The 15,298-nt window shown below is 61.2% G+C and carries 15 protein-coding genes; 6 read left to right on the top strand and 9 right to left on the bottom strand.

The genetic code is table 11. From position 1 onward, the window contains the following. Positions 1 to 231: 231 nt before the first annotated feature. On the bottom strand, positions 232 to 1,266 hold the full coding sequence (locus tag ACQY1P_RS16570) for a glycosyltransferase family 4 protein (protein ID WP_192086222.1): 1,035 nt from the start codon (positions 1,264 to 1,266) through the stop codon (positions 232 to 234). Between the two features lie 191 nt (positions 1,267 to 1,457). On the opposite strand from ACQY1P_RS16570, the gene ACQY1P_RS16565 reads away from it, so the two are divergent. Further along, positions 1,458 to 3,503: an acyltransferase family protein gene (locus ACQY1P_RS16565; RefSeq protein ID WP_430254455.1), complete on the top strand. Its 2,046-nt coding sequence runs from the start codon at positions 1,458 to 1,460 to the stop codon at positions 3,501 to 3,503. On the opposite strand, the gene ACQY1P_RS16560 is transcribed toward ACQY1P_RS16565, so the two are convergent. After that, a complete protein-coding gene (locus tag ACQY1P_RS16560; RefSeq protein WP_430254453.1) occupies positions 3,464 to 4,375 on the bottom strand; it encodes a sugar kinase in 912 nt (303 codons plus the stop codon). The genes ACQY1P_RS16565 and ACQY1P_RS16560 overlap by 40 nt on opposite strands. A 156-nt stretch (positions 4,376 to 4,531) precedes the next feature. Here ACQY1P_RS16560 and ACQY1P_RS16555 point away from each other — a divergent pair, with 156 nt between their 5' ends. Beyond that, positions 4,532 to 6,193, top strand: a complete 1,662-nt coding sequence (locus tag ACQY1P_RS16555; protein WP_430254451.1) for an alpha-glucosidase family protein — start codon at positions 4,532 to 4,534, stop codon at positions 6,191 to 6,193. A gap of 271 nt (positions 6,194 to 6,464) precedes the next feature. On the opposite strand, the gene ACQY1P_RS16550 is transcribed toward ACQY1P_RS16555, so the two are convergent. Further along, the gene (locus ACQY1P_RS16550; protein WP_430254449.1) at positions 6,465 to 8,006 is read right to left on the bottom strand and encodes a cation:proton antiporter; all 1,542 of its coding nucleotides are present in this window, start codon (positions 8,004 to 8,006) and stop codon (positions 6,465 to 6,467) included. On the opposite strand from ACQY1P_RS16550, the gene ACQY1P_RS16545 reads away from it, so the two are divergent. The 3 genes from ACQY1P_RS16545 (at position 7,981) to ACQY1P_RS16535 (ending at position 9,677) form a co-directional block, all read left to right on the top strand. Next, positions 7,981 to 8,643: a hypothetical protein gene (locus tag ACQY1P_RS16545; protein ID WP_430254447.1), complete on the top strand. Its 663-nt coding sequence runs from the start codon at positions 7,981 to 7,983 to the stop codon at positions 8,641 to 8,643. The two genes, ACQY1P_RS16550 and ACQY1P_RS16545, sit on opposite strands and share 26 nt — an antisense overlap. A 154-nt stretch (positions 8,644 to 8,797) precedes the next feature. Further along, positions 8,798 to 9,307 carry a DUF3291 domain-containing protein gene (locus tag ACQY1P_RS16540; protein WP_430254446.1) on the top strand — a complete coding sequence of 170 codons (510 nt, stop codon included), beginning with the start codon at positions 8,798 to 8,800 and terminating at the stop codon, positions 9,305 to 9,307. A 130-nt stretch (positions 9,308 to 9,437) separates the two neighbouring features. Next, positions 9,438 to 9,677: a hypothetical protein gene (locus ACQY1P_RS16535; protein ID WP_113110776.1), complete on the top strand. Its 240-nt coding sequence runs from the start codon at positions 9,438 to 9,440 to the stop codon at positions 9,675 to 9,677. Positions 9,678 to 9,797: 120 nt separating this feature from the next. Here the strand turns inward: ACQY1P_RS16535 and ACQY1P_RS16530 are convergent, their stop codons facing one another. From ACQY1P_RS16530 to ACQY1P_RS16510, 5 genes are all read right to left on the bottom strand, one after another. After that, a complete protein-coding gene (locus ACQY1P_RS16530) occupies positions 9,798 to 11,039 on the bottom strand; it encodes a saccharopine dehydrogenase family protein (protein WP_430254444.1) in 1,242 nt (413 codons plus the stop codon). 53 nt (positions 11,040 to 11,092) lie between these two features. Beyond that, positions 11,093 to 12,190 (bottom strand): carboxynorspermidine decarboxylase, encoded by a 1,098-nt coding sequence (locus ACQY1P_RS16525; protein ID WP_430254442.1) that lies wholly within the window; start codon positions 12,188 to 12,190, stop codon positions 11,093 to 11,095. Between the two features lie 156 nt (positions 12,191 to 12,346). Next, entirely contained in the window at positions 12,347 to 12,763 is a 417-nt protein-coding gene (locus ACQY1P_RS16520) for a GFA family protein (protein WP_430254440.1), read from the bottom strand. Between the two features lie 71 nt (positions 12,764 to 12,834). Next, complete coding sequence (locus ACQY1P_RS16515) at positions 12,835 to 13,368, bottom strand: SRPBCC family protein (protein WP_430254438.1); 534 nt, start codon at positions 13,366 to 13,368, stop codon at positions 12,835 to 12,837. After that, the gene (locus ACQY1P_RS16510) at positions 13,365 to 13,775 is read right to left on the bottom strand and encodes an ArsR/SmtB family transcription factor (protein WP_430254436.1); all 411 of its coding nucleotides are present in this window, start codon (positions 13,773 to 13,775) and stop codon (positions 13,365 to 13,367) included. Before ACQY1P_RS16510 ends, ACQY1P_RS16515 begins: the two co-directional genes overlap by 4 nt. Positions 13,776 to 13,954: 179 nt before the next feature. On the opposite strand from ACQY1P_RS16510, the gene ACQY1P_RS16505 reads away from it, so the two are divergent. Further along, positions 13,955 to 14,797 (top strand): alpha/beta fold hydrolase, encoded by an 843-nt coding sequence (locus ACQY1P_RS16505; protein WP_430254434.1) that lies wholly within the window; start codon positions 13,955 to 13,957, stop codon positions 14,795 to 14,797. Positions 14,798 to 14,960: 163 nt separating this feature from the next. Here the strand turns inward: ACQY1P_RS16505 and ACQY1P_RS16500 are convergent, their stop codons facing one another. Then, complete coding sequence (locus ACQY1P_RS16500) at positions 14,961 to 15,281, bottom strand: ArsR/SmtB family transcription factor (RefSeq protein WP_062457893.1); 321 nt, start codon at positions 15,279 to 15,281, stop codon at positions 14,961 to 14,963. Between the last annotated feature and the right edge of the window lie 17 nt (positions 15,282 to 15,298).

Raw genomic sequence — 15,298 nt, 5'->3', positions numbered from 1 at the left:
CTTGCATTCGGTTCGTCTTTATGATCCACTCCTTCTTGTCGACCCGGTGCTGTGGAGGGCGTTGGGCGGCCTTTTGGGAGGTTTTTCATGATCGTACTCGGTCTGCTGACTGCCGTGGGTCTTGGTGCTGGTGGTATCGGCTATTTCATCTGGCGCGGATAGGCATCAGCGGGACGTGCCGGTTCGACACGCAGGCTAGCGCATCGAACCCCGGCATAGCAGCAATATCCGTTATCGCGCAGTCAGTGCCTTGACGCCCTGTACCTTGAGCACGTTGCCGAGAAACTGTTTCGAGGCCGCTTCCCAGGTGTAGCGGCGGGCAAGGCGACTTGCGTCCTCGCGCCGACACGTCAGTGCTTCCAGGCAGGCAAGCCGCAGGTCTTCGTTGAGGGCACCGGCGCCTGAGCCCTGTTCGATGATGTCGATCGGACCCATGACCGGATAGGCCGCGACCGGGACGCCGCTTGCCAGCGCCTCGAGAATGGTGTTGCCGAACGTATCGGTTCTGGACGGGAAGACGAACACGTCGGCCTGGGCGTAGGCGCGTGCCAGGTCTTCTCCCGTTTTCATTCCCGTGAAAAGCACATGTGGGTAGCGCCGTTGAAGGTCGGCGCGGGCGGGGCCGTCGCCGATCACGACCTTGGAGCCCGGCAGATCGAGATCGAGAAAGGCGGGCAGGTTTTTCTCCACGGCTACTCGGCCGACCGTCATGAAGATCGGGCGCGGCAGGTCGAAGGGCTTTGCCTCGAGTGCCACCGGGTGAAACACCGTCTGGTCGATGCCGCGGCTCCAGCGCAGAAGATTTTTCACGCCGAGCTTGTGCAGTTCCCGCTCAAGGCTCGCGGTTGCCACCATGCAGCCGTTGCCGGCATTGTGGAACCAGCGGACGAAGCCGTTGAGCAGCCGGATCGGCACCGGAAAGCGGGCGGCCACATATTCCGGAAAACGCGTGTGATAACTGGTGGAGAACGGCATGCCGTTCTTCAGGCACCAGCGGCGGGCAGCAAGTCCGAGCGGTCCTTCCGTTGCAATATGCACGGCGGATGGCTGAGTTCCTTCGATGGCCGCGGCAACGCTGCGGAAGCTTGCGACCGAAAGGCGGATTTCCGGATAGGTCGGGCAGGGGATGCTCGAGAAATCCAAGGGCGTCACCATCGAGACATTGATGCCCATGCCTGCCAGTTCGCGGTTGGTATTTTCGATCGAACGTACGACGCCATTGACCTGCGGATACCAGGCGTCGGTTACAATGGTAATCCTTGTCATGGTTTGACCCGGCCCCGTTGCCATGCCGGAACCGACTCGCGGCTGCCGACCATGTTTTCCGTTCCTTCATCGGAAAATATTGTAACAGGGCGATGAAGACGCGCTCTCAACGTTTGATTGTCAAAGCCGAACGCTGCTCGCAGCATCCCTCAGCAATGGACTTCCGCGGCCGGGATTGGTAGAGCCCCGGCATGCAGTACAGACCAGAAATCGATGGGCTGCGCGCGATCGCCGTCGTTCCCGTCATCCTCTTCCACACCGGTCTCGGGTTAATGCCGGGTGGCTTTGTCGGCGTCGACGTGTTCTTCGTCATCAGCGGCTACCTGATCACCGCGATCATTCTCAACGACCTGGCGAGAGACCGTTTCAGCATCGTCAATTTCTACGAGCGGCGGGTGCGGCGCATCGCGCCGGCGCTGCTTGTGGTGTGCATTGCCTGTCTGCCCTTTGCGGCACTGTGGATGCTGCCATCGGAACTGGACGATTTCGGCAAGGACCTGTTCCACTCGCTGCTGATGGTTTCCAACTTCGAGCTTTGGGACAATACGGGATATTTTTCGCCCAGTACCGAACTGAAGCCGCTGCTGCATACGTGGTCGCTATCGGTGGAAGAGCAGTTCTATCTGGTGTTTCCGGTGCTTCTGTGGATGGTGCGCAAGCAGACGCGGCAGGTGATCTTCCGCATCGTGGCGGTTTTGGCGCTGATCAGCCTGTTTCTGGCATGGCCGGTTTCAAGGGTCGATCCGGTCGCGAATTTCTATCTCCCCTTTACCCGTTTCTGGGAACTTGCCGCAGGCGCGCTTTTGGCGACCGGCGGCATACCGACCCGTTACTCTGAGCGGACCCGATCGGCCCTGGGGCTTGCTGGCCTTATCCTGATCGTCGGCAGTTGCCTGTTCCTGACATCCGAGCTGAAATGGCCGGGACCGGTGACGCTGGCGCCGGTCGTCGGCACGCTTCTGGTGATCGCCTTTGCCGGTCCGGGCAATCTTGCCGGACGGCTGCTTTCGCTTCGGCCGCTGGTGGCGATCGGGCTGATCAGCTACAGCCTCTATCTCTGGCATCAGCCGGTGTTCGCCTTTGCCCGTCTGCGCTCGATGGATATGCTGCCGGGCTGGTCCTACGGGCTGCTGGTGGCGCTCGTGTTTGCGCTGGCAATCGCAAGCTATTTTCTGGTGGAACAGCCGTTCCGGAAGCCGCAGGTCGGCCGTCGCTTGGTGTTTTCCCTCAGCGGGTCCTTAGCGGCGGTGCTGGTGGTGCTCGGCATCGTGACCACCAACGCGCAGGGCTTTCCGGGCCGCGATCCCGTGCTCACAGCCATGGGGGAGCCGAGCCTCGGCATCGGCAAGATCTGCAACGGCGAAGTGCGGCCGGATGTCTGCACGATCGGTCAGGGCCCGGAAATGGCGGTCTGGGGCGATTCGCTGGCGATGCATCTGGTCGACGGGCTGGCGGCGTCCATGCACGATACGCCGTCCGATCAGGGCGAGGGACTGGTGCAGCTTCACAAGAACAGCTGCGCGTTTCCAACCGGCATCGCGCCCATTCCGCTCAACGATTCCGCGTCATGGCCGCTCGACTGCATTCGTCACAACGAGGCGGTAAAGGCCTATCTTGCAAAGACGCCCTCGCTGCGCACCGTCGTGCTCGGATCGCAGTACCTGACCTATCTCAGATCTGACCGCCGGGTGATGACGGCGCAAGGCCAGGCGATGCGGACGGATTACGGCCGGATGCTTGCCGAGGTCGAGGCGACTGCCGACTGGCTGCGCTCGATCGGTCTGCGGCCGGTGTTCATGGCGCCGCCGCCGCGCGATGGTCGCGATATCGGCCGCTGTGTCGTGCGAAGCGCCATGCTGGATGTTGCAGACACGCCCTGCATGATGGAGCGGGACGAACAGCGCGCCCATGATGCCCTCGTGGAGCGGCTGATGGCGGACGTTTCGAAGCGGTTCCCGGTCGTGTCGCTCGAAGATTATCTCTGCGACGAAAAAAGCTGCCGGGTTGTGGATGACGGCGTTTCGCTGTTCCTCGACGACGAGCATTTTTCGCATCTGGGGTCGATCCATCTCGGTAAGACGCTCGATCTCTACGACGCGCTGACGGATGCCGCGCAACACGGTTGCGAGGCTGGCGTGAAGGTGGGCGAGCCGAAAGGGATCTGCCAGCTCAAGCCGACACATCCGGTCGCGGTGGTTCAGCCGGGCAGAAGCTCCGGACTGATCAGCGCGCCGTGATGGCCGATGACGGTGGCGGCGACTGCGGCGCCGTAGGCTGCGGCTTCGTGCGGTGCGGCGCCGCTTAAGTACTTCGACAGGAAGCCGGCGTTGAAACTGTCGCCGGCGCTGGTCGTGTCGACCACCTTGCCGGTGGTGACGGCCGGTGCATGACCGGTCACGCCCGACAGGCTGAAGGTTGCGCCTTCTGCGCCGTTCTTGACCACGACATCCGTGACGCCGAGACCATGGTAGCGGGCGATCGTATTGGCCACCGTGGCATCGCCGAAATAGGTCGCTTCATCGTCGAAGCTTGGGAGAACGATGGTGGCGGCTCTTGCGCCATCCTCGATCGTCTTCAGCATGATGTCCCGGCTCACCCACAGGCGCGGGCGAAGGTTCGGATCGAAGGCGACCGTCTTGCCGGCGGCCTTGGCGCGGCGCAGTTCCGACAGAAGCGTCTCGACGGCTTCAGGCGCCAGAATGCCGAGCGTGATGCCGGAGAAGTAGATGATGTCGGCGGTCTCGATGGCCGAGCGTAGATGATCGGCGTCGTCTGCGAGCTTTCTTGCGGCGGCGCTGTCGCGCCAGTAGCTGAAGGTGCGCTCGCCATCCTTGAGGGTGATCAAGTAGAGGCCGGGCGTCTTGCCGGGGATGCGGCGGATGAGGCTGGTGCCGATGCCGGCTTTCTCCATCATCCCAAGCATATCCGACGACATCGGATCGTCGCCGACTGCGGTCAGATAGTCCACCGACCAGTCTTTGGAGAGGCAGGCGCGGACATACCAGGCCGTGTTGAACGTATCGCCGGCGAAGCCCTTGCGCAGCAGGCCTTCACCCGCCTGCGACAGTTCCACCATGCATTCGCCGATCGAAAGAAGCTTTCCGCCCAATTGTCATCCCTCCCATGGGTTTGACGCTCGAATAAGCTGAAGCGTCCGCCATGACAAGAGCGTGTCGCGCTTCGTTTCCGCGTTGTCTTTTGGTGGCATGGCTCTAGTTTGGGACCAAGGTCGGGATGAGCGATTTTCAAGAAGGAGCATTGTGGAATGGTATTGGAGACCACGAGGGACACCACTCGCAAGGTTGACGGCAACTGGTGGCGCGGTGCGGTGATCTACCAGATCTATCCGCGGTCCTTCCAGGACACGACCGGCGACGGACTGGGCGATATCAAGGGGATTACCCAGCGCCTGCCGCATGTAGCTTCGCTCGGCGTCGATGCGATCTGGCTGTCGCCGTTTTTCACCTCGCCGATGGCCGACATGGGCTATGACGTTTCCGATTACTGCAATGTCGACCCAATGTTCGGCACGCTTGCCGATTTCGACGAGATGATGACAGAGGCCCATCGCCTCGGCCTCAAGGTGATCATCGACCAGGTCATTTCGCATACATCCGACCGGCATCCGTGGTTTATCGAAAGCCGCTCCAGCCGCACCAATCCCAAGGCCGACTGGTATGTCTGGGCCGACCCCAAGCCCGACGGCACGGCTCCGACCAACTGGCTGTCGATCTTCGGCGGACCGGGCTGGGAATGGGACGGTGTGCGCAAGCAGTACTACATGCACAACTTCCTGATCTCGCAGCCGGACCTCAACTTCCACAATCCCGATGTGCAGGACGCGATGCTGGATACGGTGCGCTTCTGGCTCGACCGCGGCGTCGACGGCTTCAGGCTCGATACCGTCAACTACTATTTCCACGACAAGCAACTGCGCAGCAACCCGCCGATGGTCTACGACACCGACGGCGCCGGCATGGAGACGGATACCAATCCGTATTCGATGCAGAACCATCTCTACGACAAGACGCAGCCGGAAAATATCGGCTTTCTGAAGCGGCTGCGGGCGCTGCTCGACAGCTACGACAACCGCGCCTCGGTGGGCGAAGTGGGCGACGGGCCGCGTTCGCTGAACACGCTCGCGCTCTATACGACCGGCGACGACAAGCTGCACATGTGCTACACGTTCGACCTGCTGGGCCCGGCGTTTTCTGCCGCCTATATCCGCAAGGTGATGCAGACCGTGCTCGATACGGTGGTGAACGGCTGGGTGTGCTGGGCGTTTTCCAACCACGACGTGGTGCGTCACGTGACCCGCTTTACCGACGATCCGTCCGAGCAGGACCGCGTCGCCAAACTGTCGGCAACGCTGATCTCTGTCTTGCGCGGTTCGATCTGCCTCTACCAGGGCGAGGAGCTGGGCCTGAGCGAAGCGGAACTGACCTACGAGGATCTGCGCGACCCCTACGGAATCCGCTTCTGGCCGGCCTTCAAGGGCCGCGACGGATGCCGCACGCCGATGGTGTGGGAAGCGGGCGAGGCCCATGCGGGCTTCAGCGAGGGCGCCAAGACCTGGCTGCCCATTCCGGCCGATCACGCCAGCCGTTCGGTGGATGCGCAGGAGGCAATGCCGGATTCGGTGCTGCAGCACTACCGCGAAACCTTCGCCTTCCGCAAAAACCACCATGCGCTGATCGACGGCGACATGACGTTTATCGAGACCAACCAGGACCTGCTCGCCTTCGTCCGCGAAAAGGGCGGTGAGAAGCTGCTGTTCGTGTTCAACCTGACCCGCGAGCCGCAAAACTTCGTGCTGCCCAAGCGGATGGGCGACGTGATGCCGGTCGATCTTCCGGGGTTTGTGTCGAAGCTGGAAGCGGGTGCCGTGAAGCTCGATGCGCTGGATGTGTTCTGCGCGCGGGTGTAATGGCGTAGGTGTGAGTGGAATGGGAGGGGGAGGCAATCTTCCCCTCTTTCCTGTGATTGCCACAGGAATTTTGCCGACGCGTCGGTGGGGCGACGACGGTTCTTCCAGCCCAAGGACTTGGGCTGGCTGGATTCCTGTGACGAGCACAGGAATGAGGGAGCGTAGGGGACTGTGGGCGCCAAACTATCGGCGCCGGTGTCTGTGAATTGGTGCGGGGAGCAAGACGTCTTGGGTGGTCCAACGCCCGTTGATCCCGCACCGCTTTCCCTGATCAGATCTCCTCGATCCGTCGGTCGTCTTCGGGGAGGATCGAGAGTTCGCGCCAGTCGATTTCCTCGAGGAGGAGATTGTATTCGTCGACATTGAGTTCGTAGGAGGCGCGGAGGTTTTCGAGTTCGGTGCGTTGTCCGGCGATGAAGAGAAGCACCAGCCGGCGGTAGGTGTCCATCGAGGCAGCACGGTCCGGGTCGTCGAAGGCCTGGTGTTCCATCGTGAGCTTTGCGCGCAGTTTTTCGGCTTCTGTTCCCGTCTCGCCGTCGAGGCGGCCGATGCCTGCCTTGACGACGCGGCGGCGCATCTCAGACAGTTCCTGCGCGCTGGTATGGCGCCGGTCGAGGCCGAGCCAGCGGATGAGCGGTGACAGCGTCAGGCCCTGCAGGACGAGCGTGGCGATGACCACGGCGAAGGCGGTCAGCACGACCATGTCGCGTTCGGGGAAATCGGCGGGAAGCGCGTAGGCCGTGGCAAGCGAGAGGAGGCCGCGCATGCCGCACCAGGAGGCGAGGATCGCCTGTCTGGTCGATGCCGGTTCCTCGCGTCCGTCGCGACGTGCCCGCCAGGCTTCGATGCGGTTATAGGCGAGGCAGAGCGCGAAGCGGGTGGCGATGACGATGGCGACGATCACGGCGGAAAACAGCAGAGCTTCTGCGAAATGGCCGACCTCCATGTCCGCATAGATGTCGCGCACCTGCATGCCCATCAGCAGGAAGGCGACGACGTTGAGGACGAACACGACGACGGTCCAGACCGCATAGGACTGCACCCGCATGCGCGCCGACGACAGGCTTTCGCTGGTGCTGGCGATCGTCATGGCGAAGGTGACGATGGCGAGCACCGCAGACAGTTCCAGATGTTCGGCGAGGATCCACAGAAGGAAGGTCTGGACGAATTGCAGGAGATTGCCACCAAGCGTGCCTGTGACGTAGGCCGACAGGCGGCGGATTACCAGCGCCGCGACCCAGCCGAGCAGGATGCCGCCGGGAACGGCAAGAACGAGATGGGTCGTTACCTCGCGATCAAGCCCGCCGGCCGACTGGACCGCAAGGGCTGCCCCGAAGATCAGAAGTGCTGCCGCATCGTTGAACAGGCTTTCGCCGCGCAGGATGGCATCGGTGGTGCGCGGCACCGACATGGTGGAGAGGACTGCGGTGGAGGCGGCGGCATCCGGTGGCGCGACGATGGCGCCGAGCACGATGGCGGCTGCAATCGGCAGGCCGGCCATCACATAGCCGGCGACCGCGACCGTCGCCGTGGTGACGACGACGCCGCCCAGCGCAAAGACCACAAGCGGCAACCAGAAGCGCCTGGCGGTATTCACCGGAAAATCGAAGGCGGCATCGAGCAAAGCCGGCGCGATAAACAGCGCCAGCGCGATCTCCGGATCGAGCGCGAAGTAAGGCGCGCCCGGAACCAGCGCCACCGCGACGCCCGCCAGCGCCAGCATCGACGGATAGGGCACGGAGAGCCGCCGCGACACCTGCAACAGCACGATCGCGACCAGCATCAGGATGAGCAGGCTTTCGAAAAAGGTCATGGGGGTGGCGTCATTCGCTGCAGGGGTGATCGACCGGGTGCGTCACAGCGCATCCGTCGATGCATCATGTAGGGCAGGCGGACGAAAGGGAAAACGGTTTTCGGGCGGGGTGAGGGTGATGGCGGGTCCGCGTGGGAAGCGGGATTTGGGCGATGCCACGTCCAAGGTCTGTTTCGAACGGCATTGCTCCGGGTTGCGGGACGCGATATCTGCTGAGGCAAGGGCTTTGCATCGATCCAGCCAGATGGAGATGCAGGGCCGGCAGCGCTCAACAGGTGATGGACCGATGGCCCGCAAGAACAGAGACGAACCGGCTTCGTGGGACGAGGCTGCGCCGGAGCCCGTGTATTGTCCCATGTGCGAGCGGGTGATCCCGGAGGATCAGCAGGAAAAGCATTATCTTGTCCCCAAGAGCAAGGGCGGCAAGGAAACGGTTTGCCTGCACCGGATCTGTCACGACCAGATCCATGTGAATTTGACGGATGCCCAGCTCGCCAAGAAGTTCTCGACGATCGAGGCTATCCTTGAAGACCCGGCGATACGGACATTCGTTGCCTGGGTGAAAACAAAACCTCCGGGGTATGCGGCTCCGCCGAAGGAGCCGCGACAGGGCCGGGGACGCGGGCCGAAAGCATAGAGACGCACGACCGCCTCGCGGTGGCTCTGACCGTTGTCTTGGCTGAGGCCTCTGATGTCGCGGTAGCTTCGATTTCAGGCTACTTGCTGCCTGCCGATGGCTCCCGTAGCTTGAAAAGAGACAAGCCATCAAAGGGGAAGCAGACGAGGATCGCATGCATCACCTGGCCGTCTACAATTTCAACAATTTCCGGGTTCGCGCGGACGAGCCGGTAAACCAGGGTTTTCACGACAGGAACGACCTCAATTTTCGTGCGGCGGAAACGAGCGAGGGGTTTGTCGCTCGGTCGGGTTACGAGGGCGAGGAGAGGCCTGAGAGTTGGGGCCCTCAAGTGTTTCCGCGTTTCCATATAGACAATGGAGACGGCTGGGCTCCGGCGACCCTCTCCCTGTGGCGCGACCTGACAGCGCTCTACGCGTTTACCTACTCGGCCATCCATATCGAGGCGATGCGGAATGCGCGGCAGTGGTTCGACCGGCATACATGGCCACCTTACGTTTTGTGGTGGGTCTCTGAAGGTCATGTTCCCACCTGGCAGGACGGCTGCGAACGTCTGGAGCACCTGCACGACCACGAGTCCTCTTCCTTCGCTTTTGACTTCAAGACGCCGTTCGATCCGGATGGCCATCGCACCGCATTCGACCGGGCCGCGGTGCAGCGCTGAGCAGGAACCACTAAAGCCACCCTTCGCTTTTCCCGCCGCTGGTCACACTTTCCTTAGAAAAGACAAGCGCTTACCCTTGCGGTGGCAGGCCTGACTATTTACGGAGGGGGTTCAAAAGTAAGGGATTTTCATGAGCAGAATTATTTTGGTTGTTTTGGTTGTTCTCATCGCAGCGACCGGGTTTATCGGGCAGCGCTGGTATAGCTACGTGTCGAACACGAGTTCGGCGTATGACGAGGTCGGTATCGAGATCAACAGCCGTCTGCCGGGACCGTTGAACAAATGGGGCTGCGACAAGCTGCATGCGACGTTCGGCGAGGTGCCGCCGCCCTATGGCTGCGCGAGCGCCGACGGGACGTCCTGGCGCTGAGTGGACGGGCCTGACTTTGCCTGGATGGTGAGGGCAGCCTCGTTTTCACATCGTTACAAAGAAAAAAGCCCGCGATCGCTCGCGGGCTTTTTTGATGCTTGAAGGGCTGATGTTCCGATCTCAGTCGAAATGCAGCTCGCGTTCGCCGTTTTCGTCGCGGATGCAGGTCTGCAGGCCGATCTTGTTCAAGATGTTGAGGAAAGGCTTTGGCGCCAGTTCTTCGACGTTTGACATCTTCTTCACATCCCATTCACCTGATGCCACCAGCATGGCGGCGGCGACCGGGGGAACGCCCGCGGTATAGCTGATGCCCTGGGAGCCCACTTCGTTATAGGCTTCCTTGTGGTCGGCGACGTTGTAGATGAACACCGTGCGTTCCTTGCCGTCCTTGATGCCCTTCACGAAATCGCCGATGCAGGTCTTGCCTTCGTATTCCGGCGCGAGCGACGACGGGTCGGGCAGGCAGGCCTTGACGACCTTGAGCGGCACGACTTCGGAACCGTCGGCAAGCTTGACCGGCTGCTCCGAGAGAAGGCCGATCGACTTCAGGACGGTGAAGACGTTGATGTAGTGATCGCCAAAGCCCATCCAGAAGCGCACGTCGGCGCCATCCATGTTCTTTGCCAGCGAATGCACTTCGTCATGGCCGCAGAGATAGGCGCGGCGCGTGCCGACGACCGGCAGGTCGTAGTCCTTGCCGATTTCGAACATCTTGTTGACGGTCCATTCGCCGCCCTGCCAGGCGTAGACGACACCGGTGAATTCGCGGAAGTTGATTTCCGGATCGAAGTTGGTGGCGAAATACTTGCCATGGCTGCCGGCATTGATGTCGACGATGTCGACGTCGGTGACCTTGTCGAGATAGTCATCCTTGGCAAGGCGGGCATAGGCGTTGACGACGCCCGGATCAAAGCCGGCGCCGAGGATGGCGGTGATGCCCTTTTCCTCGCATTCCTGCGCACGCTTCCACTCGTAGTTTCCGTACCACGGCGGGGTTTCGCAGATCTTGTTCGGCTCTTCGTGGATGGCGGTGTCGATATAGGCGACGCCGGTATCCATGCAGGCGCGCAGCACCGACATGTTGAGGAAGGCGGTGCCGACATTGATGACGATCTGGCTGCCGGTCGCCTTGATGAGGGCTTTGGTGGCTTCGATGTCGAGGGCGTCGAGGGCGCGGGCTTCGAGCTTGCCTTCAACCTTCATCGCCTTCTTGTCGTGGACCGAGGCGATGATGGCGTCACATTTCGACTTGGTGCGGGAGGCGATATGGATATCGCCGAGCACGTCGTTGTTCTGGGCGCATTTGTGCGCCACGACCTGGGCGACGCCACCGGCGCCGATGATGAGTACGTTCTTTTTCATGGTGGGGACGAGTTCCTTCAAGTCCAATCGTCAGAAGCCGCTGAGCTTTGTGCTCAGGATAGGCTTTGTTCGTAGTCCGCGTAGCCGAACTCGCGGACCGTCCTGAGGCTGCCATCCAGTTCACGGATGGCGATTGCCGGCATTTGCACGCCGTTAAACCAGTTTTTCTTGACCATCGTGTAGCCGGCGGCATCCTGAAAGGAAATGCGGTCGCCAACTTTCAGTTCATTCGGAAAATCGAACTCGCCGAAAATATCCCCGGCAAGACAGGACTTGCCGCAGACCATGGCACGATACGGTCCCTGGTTTGGATGAACCTTTGCGTTTTCACGGTAGATCAGGAGATCCAGCAGGTGCGCTTCGATGGAGCTATCCACCACGACAAGGTTCTTGCCGTTGTAAAGGGTATCGAGGACGGTGGTTTCCAGCGTCGTTGAGCGGGTGATCGAGGCTTCGCCGGGTTCGAGATAGACCTGGACGCCGTACTCGCCGGAAAAGCGCTTGAGGCGCTCGGCAAACAGGTCGACCGGGTAATCGTCGCCGGTGAAATGGATGCCGCCGCCGAGGCTGACCCATTCGGCCTTCTTCAGGATGGGGCCGAACTTCTGCTCGATTTCGCCGAGCATGCGATCAAACAGCGAGAAGTCGCCGTTTTCGCAGTTGTTGTGGATCATGAAGCCGGAGATCAGGTCCATGACCGGCTCGACCTGCTTCTGGTCCCATTCGCCCAGCCGCGAGAAAGGGCGGGCGGGATCGGCGAGATCGAAGGTGGACGAGGAGACGCCGGGGTTGAGGCGCAGGCCGCGGGTAATGCCCGACGACTGGCTCTCGAAACGCTGCAACTGGCCGATCGAGTTGAAGATGATCTTGTCGGCGTGCGAAACGACCTCGTCGATCTCGTAATCGGCGTACGCCACGGAATAGGCGTGGGTTTCCTTTCCAAAGCGCTCATGGCCAAGGCGGACTTCGTTGAGCGACGAGGACGTGGTGCCATCCATGTAGTCGCGCATGAAATCGAATACCGACCATGTGGCAAAGCATTTCAGCGCCAGCAATGCCTTGGCGCCCGACGTCTCGCGGACAGCAGCGATCCTCTCCATGTTGCGGAGAAGTTTCGACTTGTCGATGAGGTAGTAGGGTGTCTGGAGCATATCGTGCGGTCGGCCTCGTGACGGTCCTGGGAAAGCGTATGGCGCCTATTGCCTCAGGCGGCTGTCATCTTCAAGACCCGAGGGCCAAGATTGTCGAAAGGGCCGCGGTTTGGCAGCCCTTTTGACAGAGACAGAGACGGTCCCGTTTGCCTCGCGTCAGGCCGCGGGCGGCATCTTCGCAAAGCGCGCAAGGGCCGGGTCGAGGTGGTCCCATGGCTGGGCCGCGTCGGTCCACGTGATGATCTGCGGCCGATATCGGTCCGGTGCGTCGAGGCTTGCTGCGCGGATGACAAACATGTCCGGCATGGCCGGAAAGGTCATGGAGACGGGCGCGCCGCAGGTTGGGCAAAAGGCGCGTCTTTTCACGGTGCCACCATCGCCTGTTGCTTCCCAGTGACTCGGCTGGCCCTCGATCGTCACCGTCGCTCCGGCAAAGACGAGATTGGACGTGTGGCCGGTGCCGCTTTCGCGCTGGCACTGACGGCACTGACAATCGACCATGGCGACGGGGTCGCCGGTGACGGTGTAACGGACGGCGCCGCAGGTGCAGCCGCCGGTAAAGGGTTCATGCATGGACGCTGCTCCATTTCTGGTTGCCGGTGCCTGAGGCTCGCGCCGGGGCGGGGTGTGGTCGCTAGAGGATCTCAGGCGGGAACGATGGCTTCGTATTCCTCGCGCAGGCGAAGCCATGCGGGCCAGAAGGCGGCAGGATTTTTGCCCGCTGCCTTGACCTCGAGGATGTCGAGGTGGGCATGCCAGCCAGCGCCGACCATGACCATGTTTCGACGGTCGGAAATGCGGCGGTGGGTGAGGGTCAGAAGAACATCCTTGCCGACGGCCTGCAGTTCGATCGAGACCTCGCCTGAAGGTGGCCAGGAGAAGACCACCCGGTGGGGTGCTTCGAAGGCGATCATCTCGCTCTGCATGCGCTGTTCTTCGGGAAAGCCTTCGGGGCGGCCGGCGGAATCATCGCTGAGTCCGTCATTGCGCCAGACGAGCTCGAACGTGCCGCCCGGCTGGCTCGGCATCGTGCCGGACGCAAGCCACTGGCGGCGCAGATCGCTGTCGGTGACATAGTCCCAGATGCGTTCGATCGGCCCTGGCAGCTTGCGCTGGATCGTCAGGGCGAGGGGTTCTGTCATGAAGGCGTGCCTGCTCAACGATGTCATGTCGGTCATTGATCGTCTCCCGGTTTGCTGTGCGGTTTTCCTTCGGCTTTGGTGGTGGCCTCGCCTTGCGGGACGGTGGTCTTGATCGCATCGTCCTCGCGCAACAGCCGGTCGAGCGTGTCGAGGCCGGCGGTCCAGAAGCGTTCGTAGAAGACCAGCCAGTCGTGGGCGGCGGCGAGCGGGCCTGGCGAAAGGCGGCAGAGATGCGTACGGCCCTGGATTTCCCGGCGGACCAGCCCGGCTGCCTCCAAGACCTTGATGTGTTTCGACGCGGCTGCCAGCGACATGTCGTAGGGGGCTGCCAGTTGTCCGACAGTCTGCCCGCCGCTTCCAAGAGCCGTCAGCATCTGCCGGCGCGTGGTGTCGCTCAGAGCCTGGAAAACCGCATCGATCTGATGTTCCGTTAATTCAACCATAAGGTTTAACTTAGAACCTCCGCCGCAATTGTCAACCATATTGTTGAATGTCCGGTTCTGGCTTTTATCAAGAGTTGCAAAAGCGAGAGGGAATCATAATCTGCAGGCGCTGCCCGATGCACCGGTCAGCCAAATGCAGACGTTCACCTCTCACCTGTCATATCAATCGAGGGTAAGCCATGAGCAGCAGCTACATCACCACCAGCGACGGCACGCAGATATATTTCAAGGACTGGGGCAGCAAGGACGCCCAGCCGATTGTCTTCCATCACGGATGGCCGCTTTCGTCCGACGATTGGGACGCCCAGATGCTGTTCTTCCTCGACCAGGGTTATCGCGTGATCGCGCATGACCGTCGCGGGCACGGCCGTTCCAGCCAGACCGATACCGGCAACGAGATGGATACCTATGCGGCAGACGTTGCCGAGCTGGCCGCGCATCTGGACCTGAAGCAAGCCATCCATGTCGGTCACTCGACGGGCGGAGGCGAGGTCACGCGCTATGTCGCAAAATTCGGCCAGCCGCAGGGTCGCGTTGCCAAGGCCGTGCTGATCGGTGCGGTGCCGCCTGTCATGGTGCAGAGCGACAGCAATCCGGGCGGCCTGCCGCTGTCTGTGTTCGACGGATTTCGCACCGCACAGGCGGCCAACCGGGCGCAGTTCTTCCTCGATATCCCGACCGGACCGTTCTACGGCTACAACCGCGACGGTGCTGAGGTTTCCGAGGGCGTCATCCGCAACTGGTGGCGTCAGGGCATGATGGGCGGCACAAAGTCGCATTACGATTGCATCAAGGCGTTTTCCGAAACCGACTTCACGGAAGACCTCAAGGCGATCGACCTGCCGGTTCTCGTCATGCATGGCGACGACGACCAGATCGTGCCGATCGCCGATTCGGCGATGCTATCATCCAAGCTTTTGAAGAACGGTACGCTCAAGGTCTATGAAGGTCTGCCGCATGGCATGGCGACGACGCATGCCGACGTCATCAACGCGGATCTCCTGGCCTTCTTCAAGGCATAGTCAAAACAGAAATGGCTCGTCGCGAGACGAGCCATTTCCAGAGATTTCATCGGTTTCAAAAAATCTTACAAAGCAAATTTCAAAAAGAAAAAATGCTACCAGCCATGCCGGCAACGCTGTGTGGATGCGTTCTGACCCGCCGCGTCATGCAGCGGACAAGATTTCAGGCGGCTGCAGATTTCGTCTCAGCCGGGATGCAGTAGATGTTTTCAAGCGTCGACAGGACCTTGAGAACCGAGTCCGCGGAACTCGAATAATAGATCGTCTGCGCATCGCGGCGCGTCTTCACCAGTTTCTGCGCGCGCAGCTTGGACAAGTGCTGTGACAGTGCAGACTGGCTCAGGCCAACTTGAGTAGCCAGTGCCCCCACAGCTACTTCGCCCTTGACCAGGCAGCACAAAATCATCAGCCGCTTTGGATTTGCCATCGCAGACAGCAAATTCGCTGCTGCATTCGAGTGGTCTGAAAGTGGCATCGTTTCCATCATATCTCTATCCCCTC

Origin of the sequence: Neorhizobium sp. DAR64872/K0K18 (genome assembly GCF_050500175.1) — a bacterium.
Lineage (GTDB): Bacteria > Pseudomonadota > Alphaproteobacteria > Rhizobiales > Rhizobiaceae > Neorhizobium > Neorhizobium soli.
This window is presented reverse-complemented; position numbering and strand designations above follow the sequence as displayed.

Excerpts from the sequence above, each read along its gene's own strand:
- ACQY1P_RS16540 (WP_430254446.1), top strand. The coding sequence starts at position 8,798 with ATGCATCACCTGGCCGTCTACAATTTCAACAATTTCCGGGTTCGCGCG.
- ACQY1P_RS16515 (WP_430254438.1), bottom strand. The coding sequence starts at position 13,368 with ATGACCGACATGACATCGTTGAGCAGGCACGCCTTCATGACAGAACCC.
- ACQY1P_RS16535 (WP_113110776.1), top strand. The coding sequence starts at position 9,438 with ATGAGCAGAATTATTTTGGTTGTTTTGGTTGTTCTCATCGCAGCGACC.
- ACQY1P_RS16525 (WP_430254442.1), bottom strand. The coding sequence starts at position 12,190 with ATGCTCCAGACACCCTACTACCTCATCGACAAGTCGAAACTTCTCCGC.
- ACQY1P_RS16510 (WP_430254436.1), bottom strand. The coding sequence starts at position 13,775 with ATGGTTGAATTAACGGAACATCAGATCGATGCGGTTTTCCAGGCTCTG.
- ACQY1P_RS16550 (WP_430254449.1), bottom strand. The coding sequence starts at position 8,006 with ATGACCTTTTTCGAAAGCCTGCTCATCCTGATGCTGGTCGCGATCGTG.
- ACQY1P_RS16530 (WP_430254444.1), bottom strand. The coding sequence starts at position 11,039 with ATGAAAAAGAACGTACTCATCATCGGCGCCGGTGGCGTCGCCCAGGTC.
- ACQY1P_RS16505 (WP_430254434.1), top strand. The coding sequence starts at position 13,955 with ATGAGCAGCAGCTACATCACCACCAGCGACGGCACGCAGATATATTTC.
- ACQY1P_RS16570 (WP_192086222.1), bottom strand. The coding sequence starts at position 1,266 with ATGACAAGGATTACCATTGTAACCGACGCCTGGTATCCGCAGGTCAAT.
- ACQY1P_RS16565 (WP_430254455.1), top strand. The coding sequence starts at position 1,458 with ATGCAGTACAGACCAGAAATCGATGGGCTGCGCGCGATCGCCGTCGTT.
- ACQY1P_RS16500 (WP_062457893.1), bottom strand. The coding sequence starts at position 15,281 with ATGGAAACGATGCCACTTTCAGACCACTCGAATGCAGCAGCGAATTTG.
- ACQY1P_RS16545 (WP_430254447.1), top strand. The coding sequence starts at position 7,981 with ATGAGCAGGCTTTCGAAAAAGGTCATGGGGGTGGCGTCATTCGCTGCA.
- ACQY1P_RS16520 (WP_430254440.1), bottom strand. The coding sequence starts at position 12,763 with ATGCATGAACCCTTTACCGGCGGCTGCACCTGCGGCGCCGTCCGTTAC.
- ACQY1P_RS16555 (WP_430254451.1), top strand. The coding sequence starts at position 4,532 with ATGGTATTGGAGACCACGAGGGACACCACTCGCAAGGTTGACGGCAAC.